15 protein-coding genes and 1 pseudogene are annotated in these 20,137 nt (G+C 64.1%); 5 read left to right on the top strand and 11 right to left on the bottom strand.

From position 1 onward, the window contains the following. Positions 1–64: 64 nt before the first annotated feature. From JWQ90_RS13150 to JWQ90_RS13140, 3 genes are all read right to left on the bottom strand, one after another. Positions 65–763: a nitroreductase gene (locus tag JWQ90_RS13150; RefSeq protein ID WP_299694673.1), complete on the bottom strand. Its 699-nt coding sequence runs from the start codon at positions 761–763 to the stop codon at positions 65–67. Then, positions 760–1,626, bottom strand: coding sequence for an enoyl-CoA hydratase-related protein (locus JWQ90_RS13145; protein ID WP_299694670.1), 867 nt, complete (start codon positions 1,624–1,626; stop codon positions 760–762). The genes JWQ90_RS13150 and JWQ90_RS13145 overlap by 4 nt, the downstream gene beginning before the upstream one ends. Before the next feature lie 85 nt (positions 1,627–1,711). After that, positions 1,712–2,365: a TetR/AcrR family transcriptional regulator gene (locus tag JWQ90_RS13140; RefSeq protein ID WP_299694667.1), complete on the bottom strand. Its 654-nt coding sequence runs from the start codon at positions 2,363–2,365 to the stop codon at positions 1,712–1,714. Positions 2,366–2,478: 113 nt separating this feature from the next. Here JWQ90_RS13140 and JWQ90_RS13135 point away from each other — a divergent pair, with 113 nt between their 5' ends. The 3 genes from JWQ90_RS13135 to JWQ90_RS13125 all read left to right on the top strand — a co-directional run bounded on the left by JWQ90_RS13135 (position 2,479) and on the right by JWQ90_RS13125 (position 5,759). Beyond that, entirely contained in the window at positions 2,479–3,663 is a 1,185-nt protein-coding gene (locus tag JWQ90_RS13135) for an aromatic ring-hydroxylating dioxygenase subunit alpha (protein WP_299694664.1), read from the top strand. Between the two features lie 2 nt (positions 3,664–3,665). Beyond that, positions 3,666–4,886, top strand: a complete 1,221-nt coding sequence (locus JWQ90_RS13130; RefSeq protein WP_299694661.1) for a CoA transferase — start codon at positions 3,666–3,668, stop codon at positions 4,884–4,886. A gap of 81 nt (positions 4,887–4,967) precedes the next feature. Beyond that, a complete protein-coding gene (locus tag JWQ90_RS13125; protein WP_299694658.1) occupies positions 4,968–5,759 on the top strand; it encodes an enoyl-CoA hydratase/isomerase family protein in 792 nt (263 codons plus the stop codon). A gap of 61 nt (positions 5,760–5,820) precedes the next feature. On the opposite strand, the gene JWQ90_RS13120 is transcribed toward JWQ90_RS13125, so the two are convergent. The 8 genes and pseudogenes from JWQ90_RS13120 to JWQ90_RS13080 all read right to left on the bottom strand — a co-directional run bounded on the left by JWQ90_RS13120 (position 5,821) and on the right by JWQ90_RS13080 (position 16,778). Then, positions 5,821–7,932: a molybdopterin-dependent oxidoreductase gene (locus JWQ90_RS13120; protein WP_299694655.1), complete on the bottom strand. Its 2,112-nt coding sequence runs from the start codon at positions 7,930–7,932 to the stop codon at positions 5,821–5,823. Positions 7,933–7,962: 30 nt separating this feature from the next. Then, positions 7,963–9,590, bottom strand: a pseudogene (locus tag JWQ90_RS13115) (4Fe-4S binding protein). Beyond that, positions 9,587–11,791, bottom strand: a complete 2,205-nt coding sequence (locus tag JWQ90_RS13105) for a molybdopterin-dependent oxidoreductase (RefSeq protein WP_299694646.1) — start codon at positions 11,789–11,791, stop codon at positions 9,587–9,589. Before JWQ90_RS13105 ends, JWQ90_RS13115 begins: the two are co-directional and overlap by 4 nt. Positions 11,792–11,935: 144 nt before the next feature. Beyond that, positions 11,936–12,256, bottom strand: a complete 321-nt coding sequence (locus JWQ90_RS13100) for a molybdenum cofactor biosynthesis protein MoaE (protein ID WP_299694644.1) — start codon at positions 12,254–12,256, stop codon at positions 11,936–11,938. Between the two features lie 14 nt (positions 12,257–12,270). Then, a complete protein-coding gene (locus JWQ90_RS13095; protein ID WP_299694642.1) occupies positions 12,271–12,513 on the bottom strand; it encodes a MoaD/ThiS family protein in 243 nt (80 codons plus the stop codon). Between the two features lie 38 nt (positions 12,514–12,551). After that, entirely contained in the window at positions 12,552–13,553 is a 1,002-nt protein-coding gene (gene moaA, locus JWQ90_RS13090; RefSeq protein WP_299694640.1) for a GTP 3',8-cyclase MoaA, read from the bottom strand. Between the two features lie 11 nt (positions 13,554–13,564). Then, entirely contained in the window at positions 13,565–14,341 is a 777-nt protein-coding gene (locus JWQ90_RS13085) for a ferredoxin--NADP reductase (protein WP_299694638.1), read from the bottom strand. A 196-nt stretch (positions 14,342–14,537) separates the two neighbouring features. Next, on the bottom strand, positions 14,538–16,778 hold the full coding sequence (locus JWQ90_RS13080) for a molybdopterin-dependent oxidoreductase (protein ID WP_299694636.1): 2,241 nt from the start codon (positions 16,776–16,778) through the stop codon (positions 14,538–14,540). Between the two features lie 214 nt (positions 16,779–16,992). Between JWQ90_RS13080 and JWQ90_RS13075 the strand changes: the two genes are divergently transcribed. Both JWQ90_RS13075 and JWQ90_RS13070 read left to right on the top strand, forming a co-directional pair. Next, positions 16,993–17,745 (top strand): TetR/AcrR family transcriptional regulator, encoded by a 753-nt coding sequence (locus JWQ90_RS13075; RefSeq protein ID WP_299694634.1) that lies wholly within the window; start codon positions 16,993–16,995, stop codon positions 17,743–17,745. A 91-nt stretch (positions 17,746–17,836) separates the two neighbouring features. Beyond that, positions 17,837–20,041 carry a molybdopterin-dependent oxidoreductase gene (locus JWQ90_RS13070; RefSeq protein ID WP_299694632.1) on the top strand — a complete coding sequence of 735 codons (2,205 nt, stop codon included), beginning with the start codon at positions 17,837–17,839 and terminating at the stop codon, positions 20,039–20,041. Positions 20,042–20,137: the final 96 nt, after the last annotated feature.

The raw sequence follows: 20,137 nt of genomic DNA, 5'->3' as shown, positions 1-20,137 counted from the left end.
CGCGACTGTGCCCTTGCAGGTGTCAGTCGCGAATGCGATCCGCACCTGCAGGTTCCGATCGCGCTCAAATTCCGCGGAACTGCGCAAACTCCGCCAGCGCCATCCGCTCCGATTGCAGCTGGTTCGCCGCCGCATGTGGATCGGCATAGCCGATCGCCATGCCGCAGAACAGCAGGTGATTGGCTGGTGCATCGACGAAGCCGTCGACCACCGTGTGGTAGACAGACCAGCATTCCTGAGGGCAGCTGTCCAGGCCGTGTTCGCGCAGCAGCAGCATCAGGCTTTGCAGGTACATGCCGAGATCCGACCACTGCGCCGAGCCCATTCCACGGTCGACGTAGCAGAAAAGCCCGACGGGCGCGCCGAAGAAGCGATAGTTGTTGGCGAACCATTGCAGGCGCTGGGCTTTGCTGTCGCGCGGGATGCCGAGCAGGGTGTAGAGCATCTCGCCCACACGGAAGCGACTGCTGCGATAAGGCTCATCGAGGCTCGCCGGATAGACCGGGTATTGCGGCGCATCCGGCGCCGGCGACGTGGCCAGGCGCTGCATCATCGTCGCGCGGAATTGATCGAGTACCTCGCCACCGAGGACGACGATGCGCCAGGGCTGCAGGTTGCCTCCGGAAGGCGAACGTGCCGCAAGCTCCAGCAGGCTTCGCAGTAGCTGCGGATCGGGCTTGCGATCGAGAAATGCGCGCACGCTGCGGCGTGAAGCCAGGGCGGCGCTGACACTGGCCGCCGGCGCAAAAGGATTGCGGCTCATGTATGAGGTTCCGGGCTACGGTTGAACTGCGGTTTGCGCTTTTGCTGAAATGCAAGTACGCCTTCGATGAAATCCAGCGTGCTGCCGCAGTGCTGCTGAAAGTCGGCTTCGAGAGCGAGCTGCTGCGACAAGTCATTCCGCTGTGCAGCCTGCATTGCCTGCTTGGTCAGGCGGTTGGCATTGCGAGAGTTTCGCCCGACACGCCTTGCGATATCCATCGCGCCGGCGACCAGTTCGGCGTCGTCGAATACTTTCCATAACAGGCCATGACGTTCTGCGTCTTCGGCGCTCAAGGGCTCTCCGAGGAGTGCCAGGGCCGAGGCGCGGGCGGCGCCGAGCAGGCGCGTCAGGTGCCAGCTGCACGCAAAATCCGGCACGAAAGCCAGTGTTGGAGTGAAAACCGGGACAAAGCGCGCCGAGCGGGCCGCGACCACGATGTCGCAGCACAGCGCCATGCCGATTGCGCCGCCGGCGGCGACACCGTTGACCGCGCACACGACTGGCTTCGGGAACGTATGCAGGCGCATCGCGACGGGATTGTGATGGGCACGCAGGTTAGCTCCGATCTTGTCGCCGATGCGCGCCAGCACCGCGTCGCGGTGCTCTGGCGGCAGCCCCGGGATCACGGAAGGGTCGTCGATTTCCGGATCGAGCGGTCCAGTCAGGTCGCCGCCGCTGCTGAACGCACGGCCAGCGCCCGTGATCAGCACCGCTCGTAAGCTGTCGTCGGCCTCGATTTCGTCCAAGACCAGCAGCAACTCCTGCAGCATCGTCACGCTGATAGCGTTGTAGCTCTGTGGACGATTGAGAGTAAGGGCCGCCACGCCGTCTTCATGGCTAAGCAGCAAGGTCTGGTAGATCACGCTAGCTCCCGGCCGAGCGCCATCGTCAACAGGGGCTGGCCTCGATTTAAGATCCCGGTCAACACCGGTGCATTACAATTATTAACTATTGTATCGAAGTCTGGCGCGGCTTCTGAACCAGGGGCAGGATGACCATGCGGCGGATGAAGCGGCGCAATTCGTCGTCGCCTATCTCAACCGCTTCCACCTTGATTACGAGCATCTGCTCGGCCAGCGTTAGCCAGGACACGATGTCGTCCACACTCAGATCACGGGCGAATTCTCCAGTCCTCAAGGCATCGTCGAGCAGCGTGCCCCACCAGCCGCGCTGTTTGCGGTGTGCTTCGCTGCCAGGATCAGCGGCACGCGAGGGATAGTCGATCGTCTGCAGCACCATGCGCAGGCAGTGATTGCGCATGGCGGCCCTTACCACCAGGAAGAGGCACTCTGTGAGGGATTCGGCGATCGTCGCCCTGCGCACGAAGCGCCGTCTTACCTCGGCGTTGATCTTGCCGATCTCCAGATCGGTTATATGGGCAACGATCTCGTCTTTGGAACCGAAATACTTGTAGACCGAGGCGCGTGACAGTCCCGCCGCGGTGGCAACGTCCTCCATCGTGGTCTTGGCAATGCCGTAATCGTCGAAGCAGCGATAGGCCGCGGCGACGATACGCTCAGCGGTCGTCGGTTTCTCGTCCGCCGTGCTCAACGGTTGCTTCCTCTGCACTTTTGCGCTCACGCCGCCGGCTTCCTGGGTCATTGATGTCGTTGAGTATACAAGTTGACAAATTACGTAATTTGTATAACTTGAGCTTGCGGTGATACCCAAGCGACGGCACAAGGCGACCGTCGCAGACGATGGAGGAGAGTGGAATGTCCGAAGACCTGTCCGAGGTCAAGCGCGATGTGCGGGTGCAAGCCGACGTATCGGCCCGGCTGATAACCCACCTTCGCGACGACACCACTGATCTTGCTGATCAGGATCTGCATGTGCCGATCGAACATTTCGTCAGCCCGGTTCGTGCAAAAGCTGAGATCGCACTAATGAAAACGCTGCCGCTGCTGGTGGCGCATTGCTCCGAGATCCCGAACGCGGGCGATTTCGTGACGCGTGAAGTGCTGGGAGTTGCATTGCTCATTGTGCGACAGAGCGCCGGTGGCGTGCAGGCCTATCTGAACATGTGCCGCCATCGCGGTGGGCGTGTTGAAACCAAGCCTTCGGGGTCCAAACGCGTCTTCATGTGTCAGTACCATGGCTGGTCCTATGAGCGCGACAGCGGCGCACTGCGCAACGTGCCCTATGAAAGCTCTTTTGACCAGATAGATCGTGGCTGCAACGGGCTGCATCGCTACAAGACCGAGCAACGGCACGGCCTGATCTTCGTCGACATGTCCAACGATCGCGAGCGGTCGCTAGCCGACTACCTCGGCGGCGAGGTCGATGCTCAAATCACACCTTGGGAGCTGGAGAAATCCAGCATCTATCTGGAAAGGACTTTCACGCTCGACATCAACTGGAAACTGGTGATGGATGGCGCTATCGACATCCTGCATCCGCGCTTTCTGCACGTCGGCGGCGTCGGCGAGTTGATCGAGACCAATGTCGGGGTCTATCGCCGCTACGGCCGTCACGGCCAGCACTTCGGCGCGCGCACCAAGCTGCGCAAACTGATCAAAGCGGGAGTCGAACTCAACGGCGGCTCCAAGTATATCGGTTCCAATCTGGTGATCTATCCGAACGCGATGATGATCGCGGCGCCGGATCACATCGAGTTCTGGACGGTGTGGCCTTCGATAGAAAGTCCGTCGAAATCTATAACGCAAATCCGCTTTCTGGTGCGCTCGGAGATCCTCACGCCAGAGATCGAGAAACGGCTGCAGAAAAGCTGGGAAATTCTCGAGAACGCCGCGACCAAGGAAGACTGGCCGATGGAACGCTACATACAGCAGAACGCTGAAGCCGCTCCCGATGGGATGTTTCGCTATGGCCGCAGTGAGGTGTCGTGTCAGCACCTGCATCTGCAGCTAGCTGCAGACTTAGCCGGCAACGGAGGCTGAGCATGGGTGGATATGATTTTCTTCAGGGCATCCGCGTTCTCGAAGTCGCGCAGCTTGGCCCCTCCAGCCTCGGTGGCTACCTGGCCGACATGGGCGCGGAGGTCATCAAGGTCGAAGGCCTGGACGGCGATCCTCTGCGACATACCAGCACGCCCGCGGTCGGCGCCGCCGACGGCGCGAGTCTGCTACACCTGCGCTGGAATCGTGGCAAGAAGAGCGTGGGTCTCGATCTGAAGACTGAAGCCGGCGCAAGACTGTTCCGCGACCTTGCCGAAAAATCCGACGTTGTCATTGAAGGCATGCGCGCCGGTGTGCTCGATCGCCTAGGCCTGGGCTATGAGACGCTGCGCGAGCTCAATCCGCGCATCGTGTTCTGCTCGATCTCGGGCCTGGGCCGCAGCGGGCCCTACTGCCGACTGGGTTCGCATGGGCCCTCTTTTGACGCATTCGGCGGTTTGTCATCGAAGAATCCTTATGGACTGTCACCGGAAGAGCGCGCGCGCACCGACTGGGCGCCGATCGGCATGCATGCGATGGGCCTGAACGCGGCGCTCGGAACCTTGGCGGCGGTGGTGCGCGCGCAGCGCTGCGGGCAGGGCGCTTTGATCGAAGTCACCGGAGCGGAATCTGCGGCGCATTGGCTGCCCGAAGGCGTCGATGCGGTGTTGAACGAGCCCTTGCTGCATACGCGACCCGGCTTCTACAACAGCGCCGGCAGAATGGCCGGCTGGCCGCGTCTCAACACCTACCAGACGCTGGACGGCTTCGGCATCTTCTTTCAGGGCTTCTTCCCGAAGTTCTGGAAGCGATTCTGCAGTGTGGTCGAACGTCCCGATCTCGCCGCCCGTTATGAATCCGGCGACGACATTGCCCTGGTCGATGAACAGATTCACCAGGAACTCAGCGCCATCTTCGCCACGCGCCGCCGCGATGAATGGATGGCGATCTTCCTCGAATACGACGTTCCTGGCGGGCCCGCCAATATGCTGCGGGATCTGGCTACCGATCCGCATTTTCTTGCGCGCCACAACATCTACGAAGTGGAATATCCGGGCATCGGCAAGCTGCGTCTGGCTTCGACGCCGGTAAAGACGCCGGGCCAGACGTTCGCGCCGACTCTCGCTCCGACGCAATGGCAGCACTCGGCCGAAGTGCTGGGCAAGCTGCTCGGTATCGATGGCGACGAGCTGGAACGCCTGAAGAAGAACCGGGTCGTCTATTGAGATGGCCGTCAGAGCGGCGACGCCGTGCCCGCTCGGTTCCGAACGCATGGCCGGCTGCCATTGCAGTGGATGGAGAGCGACATGACCGAACCGCACTATTCGTTTCAGCGAATTCTGATCGACCGGCCGTCGCCGGGCGTCGTCGTATTCACGCTCAATCGCCCGGATCGCATGAATGCGACCGATGCCGTGCTGCATCGCGAACTGGCGATGCTGCCGGGACTGCTGGACCGCGACGAGCTGGCAAGGGTCGGTGTGATCACCGGCGCGGGAAAGGCTTTCAGCGCGGGCGGCGATTACGACTCGATCGTCTCCGAAGCCGATGACTACGCGCGCAAGCTGGCGATGACGCGCGAGACGCTGCAGATCGTCACCGGCATGATCGATTGCCGCAAGCCGATCGTTTCTGCGATCAACGGCCCGGCCGCGGGTGCAGGGCTCGCGGTGGCGCTGCTCGCCGACATCTCCATCATCAACGAAGATACCGTGCTCTGCGACGGGCATACGCGCATCGGCCTGGCCGCCGGCGATCACGCAGCGCTGATCTGGCCGCTGCTGTGCGGCATGGCCAAGGCCAAGTACTACCTGCTGACTTGCAAGAAGATCAAGGGACGCGAGGCCGAGCGCATCGGCCTGGTGTCGGAGTCGGTGCCCGCGGTCGAGGTGCTACCGCGCGCGCTGGAGATCGCCGAAGGATTGTCGTCGCAGTCCGAACTGGCGCTGGAATTCACCAAGCGCTCGCTCAACCACTGGCTGCGGCAGGCGATGCCGATCTTCGAATCCTCGCTCGGCTACGAGTTGCTGACTTCGTTCAGCCCGGACGTGGCCGAGCGTGTGCGCGGCGTGACCGCGAAATTGGCCCGGGGACGCTGATCCGATGCGCGCGAGACTGCAGGGCAGGGTCGCCGTCGTCACCGGCGGCGCGAGCGCGGCTTCAGGCCTTCTCGACCTCGACTGCGATACCGGTCATGTGCGACATGTTGCTCAGCTTGTCGTAGCTGCCCGGCCCTGTCGGCATCAGGCGATTGGCGTTGACGCCGGGCAGAGCGTGGGCTCGCGTAACGCCGGGTGCGGCCCCGTGTCCGTAGCCATGACTGAGAGCGATCACGCCGGGCATCAGCGTGTCGTCGAAGCTGATATTGGTCGTCACACTGCCGTTGAGATTGAAGATGCGTGCGTTGTCGCCTTCGGCCAGTCCCCTGCGAGCCGCGTCGTCTGGATGGATATGCAGGGGATTGAGGCCGTGCTTCGCGGTCTTGAGCGCCTTCATGTTCGCCAGGTTGCTGTTGTGCATGTAGTGGGTGCGCAATGAGATCATTTTGAGCTGCTGCGGGTCTTCGCTATCCAGTTCACTGAATATCGTTTCACAGCGGAGCAGCGCCTCGTCGAAGATTTCCGGGCAGCAGTTGACCTTCTTGTCCGGCCAGGCCACCAGATCGTCGAAGAAGGCTTCGCGCGCCGGCTGCGGAAGCAACGCGGTCTGGTGCGGCATCACGCGCAGCGCGTCTACCGTGAGGCCCGACGCGGCCAGCATGCCGTCGAGCCAGACGGCGTGCTGCGGCGGATCGCCGTCGAGCATGTTGGGCAGGCCAAGTTCGCGTTCGATCCGCGCGATGATCCACCAATCGCCTTTGCGCTCGCCCCTTGGTGCCACGACTGCGTCGCTATACTGCACGTAGGGCGTTGGCTGCACGCCGTTGGAGATGTGCGTGATGTCCTCGCGCTCCAACCAGTCGGTCGCGGGCAGGATGTAGTCGGCGTATTCGCCGGTCGCATTCCGGTACAGATCCAGGCAGACGATCAGATCGAGTTTCGGCAAAGCCTGCCTCAGGCGATCCTCGCCGCTGACGGAAAGCAGGGGATTGCCGGACAGCACCAGCAATGCACGAACCGGATCCGGTTCGACCTCGATGAAGTCCGCCATCAGATTGGCGGGCAGCGCGAAGAACACGTGGCGCATTTCGCCCAGCGGAGTATCGAAATATTTTGCCTGCGCGGGCTCGGTCGCGCTGACCGGCGCAAAGCCCTTGGCGTAGTAGTTGCCGCCGCGGGCGCCCAGGTTGCCGGTCACGAAGCTCAGCATGTTGAGCAGCCAGTAGGCGAGCGTGCCTTGCCGGCCTTGGTTGACGCCGGTCGACATGTAGACAGCGGCCGACTTCGCCTGGATGAATTCGCCTGCGATCCTGCGGATGGTATCGGCATCGATGCCGGTCACGCTGGCGACGCGCTCGGCCGGATAGCGCGCGACGAACGCGCGCAGCTCGGCGACACGCCGGCCATGCCGGGCGACCGCCGCTTCGTCGAAACCCTTGTTGCGATCGATCTCGTGGAGCAGTGCCGCCATCAAGTACACATCGGTGTCCGGCTTGATCTGCACCAGTTCGCCGGTGGTGTCGCCGATCGACTCGATGCGCCGCGGATTGACGAAGCGCACCTTGCCGCCGCGCGCGACGATGTCCTGGCAGACGTGCATCGGCTTGTGCGTCGACACCGTGGTCCAGTGCGACACTTTTGGATTGGCGCCGAAGCACAGCAGGTACTGGGTGTTGTAGAAGTCCGGGATGGTCCACTGCGACGAACCGAAAACTGCTTCCAGCGCGGCGGGCTTGTTGCACATGTCCTGCGTGCCGGCGCCGAAGTTGTGGCGCGTGCCGATCTTCGATGCCAGGCCGATTGCCGGCATGAAGGCCTTGGTGTCGAACGCGATCGGGTTGCCGTAGTAGCAGCTGATGGCGTCGGGCCCGTGGCGATCGCGGATCTCGCGCAGGCGCTGCCCGATATCGGCCAAGGCCTCATCCCAGCTCACGCGCTCGAACTGGCCGATCGGCTCGGATTTGGGATTGGTGCGGCGTAGCGGATAGTCGACGCGATCCGGATCGAGGTGCACGTCCAGGTACGACAGACCCTTGTGGCAGGCAAATCCCCGGGTGACCGGATGCTCACGATCCGGACGCAGCCGGGTCACGGCGCCGTCGTCGTCGAGATCGGCGACCAGCGGGCATAGCGGCTCGCAGATGCGACAGAACGTGTGCTTGGTCATTGCCATCGACTTGCTCCAGTATTTTTGCGGTCCAGCTCAGAACCTGCCTGATGCCACGGCTGTCATGCGTTGCAGATCGACCAGCTTCACCCGCAGGCGCTGCTGATCCATGCCGCCAAGGCGTTCGTGGCGGTCGATCTTCTTCCAGCCGAGATAGTCGACCCGATCCGGGCAGCGCTCGGTCAACAAGCGCTGCGTGCCCTGATCGTCGATGTCGGGGATCGGAAGTCGGTCGCCGGCGAAGTCCTGCAGCAGGCACGCGACGGTCTCCTGCGAACAGCCCTTGTTGGTGCCGATCACGCCGCTGGGGCCGCGCTTGAGCCAGCCAGCGACGTAGGCGCCGCGCATCGGCCGCCGGTTTTCGCCGACGATTCGGCCGCCCACGTTGGGAACGATGCCCCGGGCCGCATCGAAAGGCAGGCCCACGACGGGTAGCCCGCGATAACCGACCGCGCGCAGCACCAGTCCGGCGGTGATCTCGGAAATCTCGCCGGTGGACTCGGCGACCAGATCGCCGCGCCCGCCGGAGACCAGACGGTTGCGCACGACGCGCAAGGTCTCGACGCGATCGCGTCCCACAATGGCAAGCGGCGAGTTCAAAAAGCGCAACACCAGTCGCCGGGCGTCGGGTAATGCGGCACGCGCGGCATACTCGTCGAGCAGCCGCAGCTTGAGCTGCACCGCGTAGGCGCGAGCGTCGCGGCCCGCGGGCTTCGCCCCAGCCGATGCCGCGTGCTCCACACGGACATCGAGGTCGTGATGGCCGAGTTCCAGCAGTTCCGGCGTCGTGAAGGCACATTGTGCCGCGCCGCGGCGGCCGAGCACGACGACTTCACGGATGCGGCTCTCCGCGAACGCGCGCAGCGCGTGATCGGCGACGTCGGTCGGGTGCAGCCGGTCGTGGCCCAGCAGCAGCATGCGCGCGACGTCGAGCGCCACGTTGCCGTTGCCGATCACGATGGCGCGCTCACAGCTGAGATCGAACGATTGGGCGGCGAAATCGGGATGCCCGTTGTACCAGCTGACAAAGCTCGTGGCGGCGTGACTGCCCGGCAGGTCTTCGCCGGGAATGCCCAGGCGCCGGTCGCCGGCCGAACCGCAGGCGTAAATCACCGCGTGATGGCAGCGCAGCAGGTCCTCGTGCGTCAGTTGCCGGCCGATCTCGATGTTGCCGTGGAAGCGGAAACGATGGCTTGCCATGGCCAGGCGCTCGTAGGTCGCGATGACTTCGCGCCTGGCGGCGTGATCGGGCGAGACGCCGGATCGCACCAGGCCACCCGGCGTCGGCAGGCGATCGAACAGCTCCACGCGTGACGCCGGATCGCGCTTGAGCAGATCGTTGGCGGCATAGAAGCCGGCAGGCCCGGAGCCGACGATGGCGACGCGCAGCGGCGCACTCAAGAGTCTTTCCTCAGTCGCGAGAACTCGGCGTTGATATCGCGATAGCGCAGCAGCTCGGGCGGCAGCGATTTCTCGTCCATCACCGCGCCCACCGGACAGGCCTCCGCGCAGGCGTTGCAGCTCACGCACACGTCGGGGTCGATGTAGAGCATGTCGGCACCGAGGAAGCCGGGCTCGGCCGGCGTCGGGTGGATACAGTCGACCGGGCAGACGTCGACGCAGGCGCCGTCGTTGACGCAGGTGCCGGTGATCACGTAGCTCATGAGACCGCTGCCTCTTCGGATGTCGAGGCATGCATCGTGACTTGCGCCGAGGCATGCAGCGGTTCCAGACGCACGCGGGTGGTGTTGAAGGCCGGCGTCTGGGACAGCGGGTCGAGTAGCGTTCTGGCGACCAGCTTGTTGCGGTTGGCGCCAAAGCTCTGTGCCTTGAGTGTTTCGCCGGGATCGAAGATACGCGAACCCCAGCCGTGCGCAATCGTGATCACGCCGGGCCGCGCGCCCGGGCTGATTGTGACCGGCAGCTCGATTGCGCCGGTGGCGGAGATCACGCGCGTCCAGGCGCCATCTTCCAACTGCAGCGTCGCGGCATCCTGAGGGTGGATCTCGACGCTGTTGCTGCGCAGCTGCTCGAACAATCCCGGAGTCTCGTTGAGCCAGGAGTTCATCGATTCGCGCGTGCGGCGATTGATCATCATCAGTGGAAACTCCGGGTTGGCGAGGCTGCGTGGCTCGGCGAGATGGCGCCGGCATTCGTCGACGAACGCCGGCGGTGCGCAGTGCACGGTCTTGTCCGGCGTGCGGATGGCGGCGGCGAGATCGCCATAGCGTTTCTCGCGGTAGAGCCAGCCGTGGGGATGTTTGCGGATGTCGCCGTACTTGAGCTGCCGGCCGCTGGCGACCAGCAGCCATTCGACCCAGCGCGGATTCATCGCCAGCTGAGGCCGGCCGGTCACGTGTGCCAGCCAGCGCGTGGCACGGATGAAGCCATTGACGCCGCGCTTGCCGAACATCGGCCTGTCCATCGCCAGCGCAAGGTCGGTGAAGAACGACCACTCCTCGCGAATGCCGGCCGGCGGCGGCAGCGCCTGGTTGGCGTATTGCGCGAAAGGCTTGTCCATGATGCCGGCGAACAGTGCGTGCAGGCCTTCACGTTCGAGCCAGTGCGTGCCCGGGATCAGCCAGTGCGCGTGGCGGTGGCTTTCGCGCTGCACGGTATCGACCGCTACCAACAGGTCGAGACCGGCAAAAGCCTGGTCGAGTGCGGCGCTGTCCGGGCCGGAGACCACCGGATTGCCGGCCGCCACGATCATCGCGCGAATCTGTCCCTTGCCCGGTGTGATGATCTCGTCGGCTAGTTCGGCCAGCGCGTGAAAGCCGGCAATTGCCGGAAGGTTCCGCAGCCGGGTGCGATGCGTGGTCGGCGGCGCGAAGCCGGCGAAGATCTTGACCAAATCCATGTAGCCACTTTCGAAGCGCCGGCCGCCGGGCGTGTCGAGGCGGTCGGTCACGGCGTTGAGCGCATTGCCGAGCCACTCGGCGATAGTGCCGGTGAGGTTGTGGGCGACGCCGGTATGCATCACGCACATTGCTCGTGGCGCTTTGGCGAAGCGGCGGGCGACGTCGCGGATGACCGGCACCGGTATGCCGCAGCGGGCCGACAGGTCTTCGAGATCGGCTTCCAGCGCCAAGGAGCGCAGCGTCCCGACGCCGCTCAGCGGTACCGCCGTTGCCGGCCGCTCGAGCCTTTCTTCGAAGGTCACATGCAGCAGGCCGAGCAGCAACGCCCAGTCCTGGCCCGGCAGTACGGCGAGGTGAGTGTTCGCACGCTCGGCGCTGTTCGAACGCCGCGGATCGACCACGATCACATCTGCTCCGCCGGCCTGTGCATTCAGTACGCGCGTCCAGCCGTTGGGCACGACCTCGGTCCAGCCGAATTTGCTCTGCGCGGGGTCCATGCCCACCAGCAGAAAGCACTTGCACTCGTCGATGTCGGGCGGCATCGCGATCAGCTCGGAGCCGTACATGGCCTGCTGCACGACGTGGGTGTTGTTCTGGTCGACCGAGCCGACCCAGTAGCGGTTGCCCGTGCCGAGGGCATCGAGCAAGCCGGCGAAGAAGATCGAGCCGGCGAAACTGAAGCCCAGCGGATTGCCGTGATAGGTGCCGACCGCATCAGCGCCGTGCTCGGCGATGATGCGTTTGAGCCGCGACGCGATGTCGGCGATGGCCTCCTCGTAGGTCGCGGCCACGTAGCGCTCGCCGACACGCTTCATCGGTGACATCAGCCGCTGTGGATGCTTGCGGGTTTCGGCCGCGGTCTTGCCTTTGCGGCAGAAGTCGCTCCAGGTATACGGATTGTCGCGGTCGGGCTCGATCGACGTCACTTCGTCGTTGTCGACGGTGACCTTGACGCCACAGAGGCAGACGCAATAGTGGCAGTGGGTAAAGACGGTCCTGATCATTCCTTTCTCCGTACTTCAATCCGATTCCGCGGCAAGCAGTCTGAACTCCAAGCGGGTGCAAGGTAGCTCGAGCAGTAGGGCGTCGTCGCGCCGGGCGGCGAACACCGGCATGCCCGGCTTCTGAGCCACTTTCCACCGCAGCTGCTACGTTGCATAGGCCTCGGCGAGCTTCGGAACATGGTCATGGTCGTCCACCGATTCGCCGATGCGATGCACCACACGGCATGCCTGCACAGCGAACCGCTCGCGCGTTTCCTGCTCGATGCCGGCGACGATCTTGTCGCACAGCGCCGCATGCGCGGTATAAATCAGTTTGGCGACGGCCCGGCCTTCGTGATGATTGCGCACCGCACCGGCGAAGATCGCGAGCGCGCCGCACTCCGGACTATCGGTCTCGGTCAGCAGCGGTTCCAGCTGCAGCGGACCGGTCTGGATGCAGGACTGGCGTAACGATTCGGATTTCATGTGAAGGCTCCCGATCAGCCGCCGGAGACGGGCGGCAGCACCGACAGCGCGTCGCCGTCGTGCAGAGGATGGTTCGGCGCGACGATGTCGGCACCGATGGCATAGTCGCAGCGTGGAAGGTCGGCGCCGAGTGCGGGGTCGGCGGTCAGAGCGGCAATCGCGTCGGCGACGCTGGCCTGAGCGCGCAGTCGGAGATGCCGTTTGTCGCAGCCGGCAAGCCGTGCGGTCACACCCCAGAACTGCGCTTCGATTCGCATCGGCGCATCTCCATCCATGCACGGCTGGCCCGGACTGTTCATCCGCCCAGGTGGTGCATCGAAACCAGCCGTTCGACGTAGCCGCCGGGCGCCGCGAAACCGCGGTCCTTGTGCCACACCGCGTCGCGGATCAGCGCGGCCAGCCGGGCATCGTTGTCGCCGCGGCGCAGCGCATCGCGCAGGCTGACGCCCTTCTGCGAGAACAGGCACGGAAAGATTTCGCCGGTGGCAGTTAGCCGCACCCGATCGCAGCTGCCGCAGAACGGATTGGAAACCGTGGTGATGATGCCGAGCCGATGACGGCCGTCGAGCAGGTACTCGGTGGCCGGATCGGCGCCGCTGCGCGGAATCTTCTCGAGCGCGTAATGCGACAGCCGCGCCAGGATCTCGGGTTCGGTCACCACGCGCTCGCGGCTCCATTGCTGCTGATTGTCGAGCGGCATGAATTCGATGAAGCGCAGCGTCAGCTGCTGCGCGAACGCCCAGTCGGCAAGCGCTGCGATTTCGCCGTCGTTGTAGTCGCGGATCACGACGGCATTGAGCTTGAATGGCAGGCCGGCTTCTTTGGCCGCAGCAATGCCGTCCAGAACCGGCTCAATCGAGCCGCGCGTGAGTTTGCGGAACAGCGCCGGATCGCGCGCGTCGATGCTGATATTCAGATCGTCGAGCCCGGATTCCCTTAACAGCCGCGCAAGCGGCCTCAGCCGGGTGCCGTTGGTGGTCATCGAAAGGCGCTGCAAACCCAATGCGCGCAGAGGCTGCAGGCCGAGGACCAGCTGATCGAGCCCGCCCCGCAGCGTGGGCTCACCGCCAGTGAGGCGGATATGGGTGATGCCGAGCTCGGTGACGAACAGCCGCGCCACCGCCAGCAGTTCGTCGATATCGAGCACGTCCTTTCGCGGCAGCCATACGGGGTTCTGCGGCATGCAGTAGGCGCAGCGCAGATTGCAGCGGTCGGTCAGCGACAGGCGCAGCTTGCGCTTGCGCCGGCCATGTTGATCGACCAGCCATCCCGGTGCCGGACTGCGGCCATCGGCCATATGTCAGCTCCTCACTTTTCGACGAACGCCCGTTCGATCACGTAATCGCCGGGTGTGCCGATGTGCGGCGATATCGTGAAACCTCTGGAATCCAGCAGCGCGGCGGTATCCTTGAGCATGCCCGGCGATCCGCACAGCATGAAGCGATCGCTCTCTGGACTCAATGGCGGCAGGCCGATGTCGCGGCTGAGCCTTCCATCGGCAAGCAGGTCGGTCAGGCGACCGTTGTTGCGGAATGGCTCACGCGTCGCGGTCGGGTAATAGACGAGTTTTTCGCGCACTGAATCTCCGAGCAGATCGTGGCGCTGCAGATCCTGCGAAAGATAATCGTAGTACGCGAAGTCCTCGACCCGGCGCACGCCGTGTACCAGGACCACTTTCTCGAAACGCTCGTAGGTTTCGGGGTCCTTGACTAGCGACAGGAAGGGCGCGAGCCCGGTGCCCGTGGCGAGCATGTAGAGATTCCGGCCCGGCCGCAGATCGTGCAGCAACAATGTGCCGGTAGGCTTGCGGCTCACCAGGATGCGGTCGCCCGGCCTGATGTGCTGCAGGCGTGAGGTCAGCGGCCCGTTCTCGACCTTGATGCTGAAGAACTCGAGATTCTCTTCGTAGTTCGCGCTGGCGATGCTGTAGGCGCGCAGCAGCGGTCGGCCATCGACCTCCAGCCCCATCATCACGAAGTGGCCATTCTCGAAGCGCAGCGCGGGATCGCGCGTGGTCGTAAACGAGAACAACGAGTCGTTCCAGTGCCGCACGCCGATGACCTGCTCGCTACCCATTGCCGCCATGTGCTACCTCCGATTGTTGCTGTTGGTGTCCGTTGCTAGTGTGGTGAGTCAGAAGTTCGCATGCGAATTCGCCGTGTCTTTTCGCGCCTGGCTGCGTTGCTCCTCCTCGCCATAGTGCGACTATGACTCGTCGTCACGCCTTGCCAGACTCGAAAAGCCACTGGCGAATTCATCACGGAACTTCTGACTCACGACACTAGGCAGTGGCCGCGACCGGTGCCGTCACTGCTTGGGTCGAATCGGGTTCGCTCGCCGGAACCCGTTCCAGCGATACTTCGAGGCCATCGATCAACGACGTGCCGGATACAAATTCGATGGCTTGCAGCCCGAGTCCCAGCAGCCGGTTGATGTTGACGCCGCCAGTGCCGTTGGCGGCCTGCCAACTGCCACCCGCGTGCCCCCAGCCATGCGGATAGCAGACAGCGCCACGGACCACTTCGTCCGAGAGCCGGACCGGAACTTTCAGGCAATCGGCGTCGGTGCTGATGAACACGAAGTCGCCAGTGGCGACGCCGAGATCGGCCGCATCCAGCGGATGGATCGTCAGCGCCGGTTTTTGCGAGCGCACGAGCCGGTCGAGGTTGTGTAGCCAGGAGTTCAGCGAGCGCATTTCGCGCACGCTCAGCAGCCTGAATCGCCACTGCGGCGCGCGCTCCGCGAACAGGCGAGCGAACTCGCCCTGCATCAGTTCGTGCCAGACGTGGATCTTGCGGTCCGGATACGCGATGCGCTTTCTCCATGTCGGCATGCTGTGCGGCAGGTCGACCATCACGCCATGCGGGTGCTGGCGCAGTTTTTTCAGGGACCAGCCGCGGGGGCGCAGGCCGAAGCGGTCGCCGACCGGGCCCAGCCGCAGGCCGATGTCGATCATCGTCAGCGGACGCGGCACGATGCCGAGCTTGCCGATGAAGCGCTTGAACTTCGAGGCCGACGGCGCGCCCAGGCCCATGCGGCGCACGATCGCGAGATAGGTGTCGAATTCGTCACGGCACTCGCCCAGCGGCGGGATCACCGCGTCGGTGTATTGCAGGAAGGGGCGGATCATGAAGGCGAAACCGATCAGCGGAACGTCGGGGCGTTCGAGGAGAGTCGTCCCCGGCAGGATGTAGTGCGCGTGGCGATTGGTCTCGTTGACGTAGAGATCGAAGGACACCAGCAGGTCCAGGGTTTTCAGGGCCTCTTCGAGGCGCTCGCCGCCCGGCGCGCTGAGCAGCGGATTGCCGCAGCTGATCAGCAGCGCCCGGACCTTGTCTGGGCCATCGATCAGGATGTCGTCCGGCATCGTTGCGCTCGGCAGAAAGCCGGCGACGGTCGGCACAGCGCCGATGCGGCTCTTCGCCTCGCCATAGCCGCCGACTTTGGCGTTCTGCGCCGGAAACACTTCGCGGCCGAACATCGTGCCGCCTTCAAGACTGTAGGTTCCGGTCAGTGCGTTGAACGCTGTGATCAGGAAATTGGTCAGCGTGGCGTAGGGCCCGCGGCAGATGCCGATGCGGCTGTAGAGCGTCGCGCGTCTGGCGCTCACGAAGCCACGCGTGACTTCGCGTATCGTCGCGGCGGGTACGTCGCAGTTCGCGGCGCAGGCCTCGACGTCGTGCAGCAGGATCTGTTCGCGCAGGCTGTCCCAACCGGCCACGTCGGTCGACACCAGCTGCGGCTCGATCAGGTTTTCGTCGACCAGCACGCGCAACATACCGAGCAGCATCCACACATCGCCGTTGGGCCGTATCGGCAGGTGCTCGTAGCGCGCGGCAGTTTCGGAGCGGCGCGGGTCCACGACCAGCACCCGCCCACGCTTGGCGATCGCGTCGAAGTCGTGGCTGACGCGCGGCGCCCACATCAGCGAGCCGTTGGACACCATCGGGTTGCCGCCCATCACGATCAGGTAGTCGCAGCTGGGCAGGTCGGGAATGCCCGTCGTCCACGGCGCGCCGTAGGCGAGATAGTTGGCGAGCAGGCGCGCATTGGTGTCCTGCGAACTGGCGCCGTACTGGCGTGTGCTGCCCATCGACGCCATCAGTTCGAGCTGGGTGACGAAGTTCTCGCTCGCGAACGAAGTCGGGTTGCCGAGATAGGAGGCGATGGCCTCGGGGCCATGGGCCTTGCGTAGGGCCTTGAGTCGGGCGGCGATGTCGTCGAGCGCTTCATCCCAGCTCACCGACACGAACTCGCCGGCGGCGCCGACGCGCTTCAGCGGCCGCAGCACGCGATCGGGGTCGTAGGCCAGGTCCGCGGCGGCCATGCCCTTGAGGCAGACGTGACCCAGCGAATGTGGGTTCTTGCGGTCCGGCGCCATTTTCACCACCCGCCCTTCGCGCACGGTGGCGAGCATGCCGCAATGGGCCTCGCACATCCGGCAGAACGTAGCGTGGTCGCCATCGGCGCCGACCGGCGGATTGGGTTCGGCCACGGGCCGGGCTTGGTGACTGGGGACCATCGCGTCGTCTCCTCGCCGCTCGCTGGCGGCATCGCAGGCAGAGGCACCGTGCGTACGTGGCGCCGCCTGCATCGACCGTGGCCTGTAAGGGCGCGGTCTTTGTAATTGATCATCCGTATGGTCAATATAATCAGATCAGGCTATCTTGCAAGCGGTTTCGATCTATCGCGTCGGGATCGCGAAAAATAAATCCCACTCTTCAGGAGCCTCTCGCGTGGAAAACCCGCTTCATGACAAGCGCGATGCAAGCAGTGCCACATCGACGCGAGGACGCGGCCGGCCGATATCGATGAGCACGCGTGAGGCGATTCTCGACTCCGCCGAAAGCCTGTTTGCCGGCCATGGCTACAACGGCGTTTCGATCAGCGACATCACTGGCCACGCCGGTGTGCAGAAATCGCTGGCGACACACCACTTCGGCTCCAAGGAAGAACTCTTCCGCGCGGTACTGAATCGTCGCGCCGGTGCCTACGTCAACGACGTGCAGGCCTCGCTGGATCAGGTGATGGCCGCCACCGCTGGCGCGCCGGCGCGCGTCGACGATCTTCTACGCGCGCTTGCCACGCCGATCATGTCCTGGCTGGGGCGCGACGCGAAGTCGCGCGCCTACGTGCAGCTACTGGCGCAGATCGGTGCCATTCCCGGCCAGGAGGCCTTGCTAGTGCCGTACCGCGAGCGCTACACGCCGGTGACGCGCGCCTACATCGAACAGTTGCGCCGCGCGGTGCCGACCCTGAGCAAGGACAAGCTCAACTGGGCCTTCTATTTCGTCGAAGCCGCGTTCGTCCATATCGTCACCGCCTCCTGCCTGCTCGACCGGGAGACCCGCGGCCTGTCCAGCTTGTCGGATCACCAGACCACCATCGATCGCCTGGTGGAGTTTTATACGGCAGGCTTTCTCGGTACTGAAGCTGGATGCGAGACGCCCGCCAAGATCGGCAATGAGACAGTTTACAAAAAACGATAATTGTTGCTTAAATAGATGAAGCAGCAGCGGCCCAGATCGCAAGCGCAGTTCCCCGGACTCAGCGGAACCTATACAGCGGAGGAGAATCACCGTGCAGAAGATCACCTATTGCCGCAACTGCGCAGGCAACTGCGGACTGCTGCTGGAAGTCGAGAACGAGCGCATCACCTCGGTGCTGACCGATCGCAGCAACCCCGTGTCCGAAGGCTATGCCTGTATCAAGGGACGCATGGCCGCGGATCTGCACAACGGCGACGAGCCGCGCCTCACGCAGTGTCTGAAGCGCGGCGAGGATGGGCGCTATCACGCGATCGACAAGTACCAGGCGGTCGACGAAATCGCCGAGAAGCTGCGCGGGATCCTGGACCGGCATGGGCCGCGTTCGCTCGCTGCGTTCTTCGGCACGACCTCGTATTCGGACTGCGTCGGCAAGCCGTTTCTCAAGAGCCTGATGAGCGAGATCGGCGCACCGGCGATCTTCTCGTCGATGACCGTCGACCAGGCGTCGAAATGGGTAACGGCCGCACGCATGGGCATCTGGGCCAACGGCAAGCCGACCTCCGACGACACCGACGTGATCCTGATCGCCGGCAGCAATCCGCCGATATCGCATCAGGGCTATCCGATGCTACCGGTGCCCTGCACCAACACCGCGGGCCACATGCGCGCGGCCAAGAAGCGCGGCGCCAAATTCATCGTGATTGATCCGCGCCAGACCGAGACCGCGCGCTACGCGGACATCTTCATCCAGCCCAAGCCCGGTCACGATGCCGAGATCTTCGCCGCGCTGCTGCGCCTGGTGCTGGTCAACGGCTGGGAGGACAAGGCTTTCGTCGAGCGCTGGACGATCAATCTCGATCGCCTGCGCGAGGCGGTGGAGCCGTTCACGCCCGAGCGTGTCGCTGCGTCTGCAGGTATCGAGGCGCCGTTGCTCGAACAGGCGGCGTGGATGCTGGGCGAGGCGAAGAAGCCCGGACTGGGTACCGGCACCGGTCACAACATGGCCGCGTTCTCAAACACCGCCGAACATCTGGTCGAAGCGCTGACCGGTCTGGTCGGCGGCTACCTGCGCGCCGGTGAGCGGATTCCGAATCCGGGCGTGTTCATGCAAAGGCCCGCGATGGAGCTGGTGATCCCGCCCAACCGCAGCTGGGAGCAGGAACCCAAGTGCGCCAGCGATGCGGCTTTCGGCAAGCTCATGGGCGAATTCCCCGCGTCGATCTTCCCCGACGAAGTACTGGCCGGCGGCGACAAGTCGATTCGCGCGGTGTTCGTCACCGGCGCCAATCCGGCGATGTGCCTGAGCGAACCCGAACGCACCCATGAGGCGCTCAGGAAGCTCGAACTGCTGGTCAGCTTCGATCCGCGCGAAGACAGTGCGACGGCCCAGCTGTCGCACTACATCATCGCGCCGACACTGCAGTTCGAGCGCTCCGAAGTCACCACCTTCACCGAAGTGGTGTTCCATTTCCCGTTCATCCAGTACGCGCCGGCGTCGGTGGCGCCGCCGCCGCAAACCCTGGGCGAGCAGGAATTCTTCTGGCTGCTGGCAAAGAAGCTCGGCATCCAGCTGACGCTGAAGAACGCGCCCTGGGGCATGGATTTCGACGCCTGGCCGCTCGGGCTCCCGATCGACATGGAGAACATGCCCAGCCGTGAAGCACTCATCGAATGGATGGTGTCGCACACGCCGGTCAGCTTCGACACGCTCAAGGCAAATCCTAGCGGCTATCGCGTACCGATGGAGGACAAGTACTTGCGAGTGCCGGACGAGGACAGCGGCGCCAGGCTCGATCTGTGTCCGCTGGATGTGTTCGACGAAATTGTCCAGGTCGAGAAAGCGATGTCGGCACCGCCCACGGCGACTTATCTACTGTCGTCGCGCAGAGTGATCGAGAGCTTCAACAGCAGCTTCCACGGCCACTCGATCACCATCGGCCGGCACGGCACCAACCGGCTGTATGCTCATCCGGACGATCTTGCCGCGATCGGCGCATCGGACGACGACGCGGTACGCGTGCGTTCGGAGTTTGGCGAGATCATCGGCTATGTGCGCAAGGATGCGAGCATGCGTCAAGGCGTGGTATCGATGACCCATTGCTGGGGCGCGGGTGCCAAGCCCGACCCCTGGGGGCTGCGCGGCGGTCATACCGGCCGGCTGATCTCCATGCATCACTACCTGCAGACCGGCAACCGCATGCCGCGACAGAGCGGCGTGCCGGTAGAGCTGGAGGCGCTGGGTTTCTCACTGAAGCAGGCGCAGTCGGCCTCGTTGACCGAGCCGGTAATGGCCTGAGCCATATCGATCCAATGCAAGACCCGATGGTTGAAGTGCTCGTAGGAGTGACCGCCGGTGTCGGCGCGAGGGTCGTTGCAAGACTGATAGGGGGTT

The sequence above is a fragment of the Hydrocarboniphaga sp. genome (assembly GCF_028291725.1).
Classification (GTDB): domain Bacteria; phylum Pseudomonadota; class Gammaproteobacteria; order Nevskiales; family Nevskiaceae; genus Hydrocarboniphaga.
The sequence above is the reverse complement of the archived record's forward strand: the minus strand, read 5'-3'. Positions and strand labels throughout refer to the sequence as shown.

Excerpts from the sequence above, each read along its gene's own strand:
- JWQ90_RS13135 (WP_299694664.1), top strand. The coding sequence starts at position 2,479 with ATGTCCGAAGACCTGTCCGAGGTCAAGCGCGATGTGCGGGTGCAAGCC.
- JWQ90_RS13095 (WP_299694642.1), bottom strand. The coding sequence starts at position 12,513 with ATGCGAATCGAAGCGCAGTTCTGGGGTGTGACCGCACGGCTTGCCGGC.
- JWQ90_RS13130 (WP_299694661.1), top strand. The coding sequence starts at position 3,666 with ATGGGTGGATATGATTTTCTTCAGGGCATCCGCGTTCTCGAAGTCGCG.
- JWQ90_RS13125 (WP_299694658.1), top strand. The coding sequence starts at position 4,968 with ATGACCGAACCGCACTATTCGTTTCAGCGAATTCTGATCGACCGGCCG.
- JWQ90_RS13105 (WP_299694646.1), bottom strand. The coding sequence starts at position 11,791 with ATGATCAGGACCGTCTTTACCCACTGCCACTATTGCGTCTGCCTCTGT.
- JWQ90_RS13120 (WP_299694655.1), bottom strand. The coding sequence starts at position 7,932 with ATGGCAATGACCAAGCACACGTTCTGTCGCATCTGCGAGCCGCTATGC.
- JWQ90_RS13100 (WP_299694644.1), bottom strand. The coding sequence starts at position 12,256 with ATGAAATCCGAATCGTTACGCCAGTCCTGCATCCAGACCGGTCCGCTG.
- JWQ90_RS13085 (WP_299694638.1), bottom strand. The coding sequence starts at position 14,341 with ATGGCGGCAATGGGTAGCGAGCAGGTCATCGGCGTGCGGCACTGGAAC.
- moaA (WP_299694640.1), bottom strand. The coding sequence starts at position 13,553 with ATGGCCGATGGCCGCAGTCCGGCACCGGGATGGCTGGTCGATCAACAT.
- JWQ90_RS13150 (WP_299694673.1), bottom strand. The coding sequence starts at position 763 with ATGAGCCGCAATCCTTTTGCGCCGGCGGCCAGTGTCAGCGCCGCCCTG.
- JWQ90_RS13080 (WP_299694636.1), bottom strand. The coding sequence starts at position 16,778 with ATGGTCCCCAGTCACCAAGCCCGGCCCGTGGCCGAACCCAATCCGCCG.
- JWQ90_RS13140 (WP_299694667.1), bottom strand. The coding sequence starts at position 2,365 with ATGACCCAGGAAGCCGGCGGCGTGAGCGCAAAAGTGCAGAGGAAGCAA.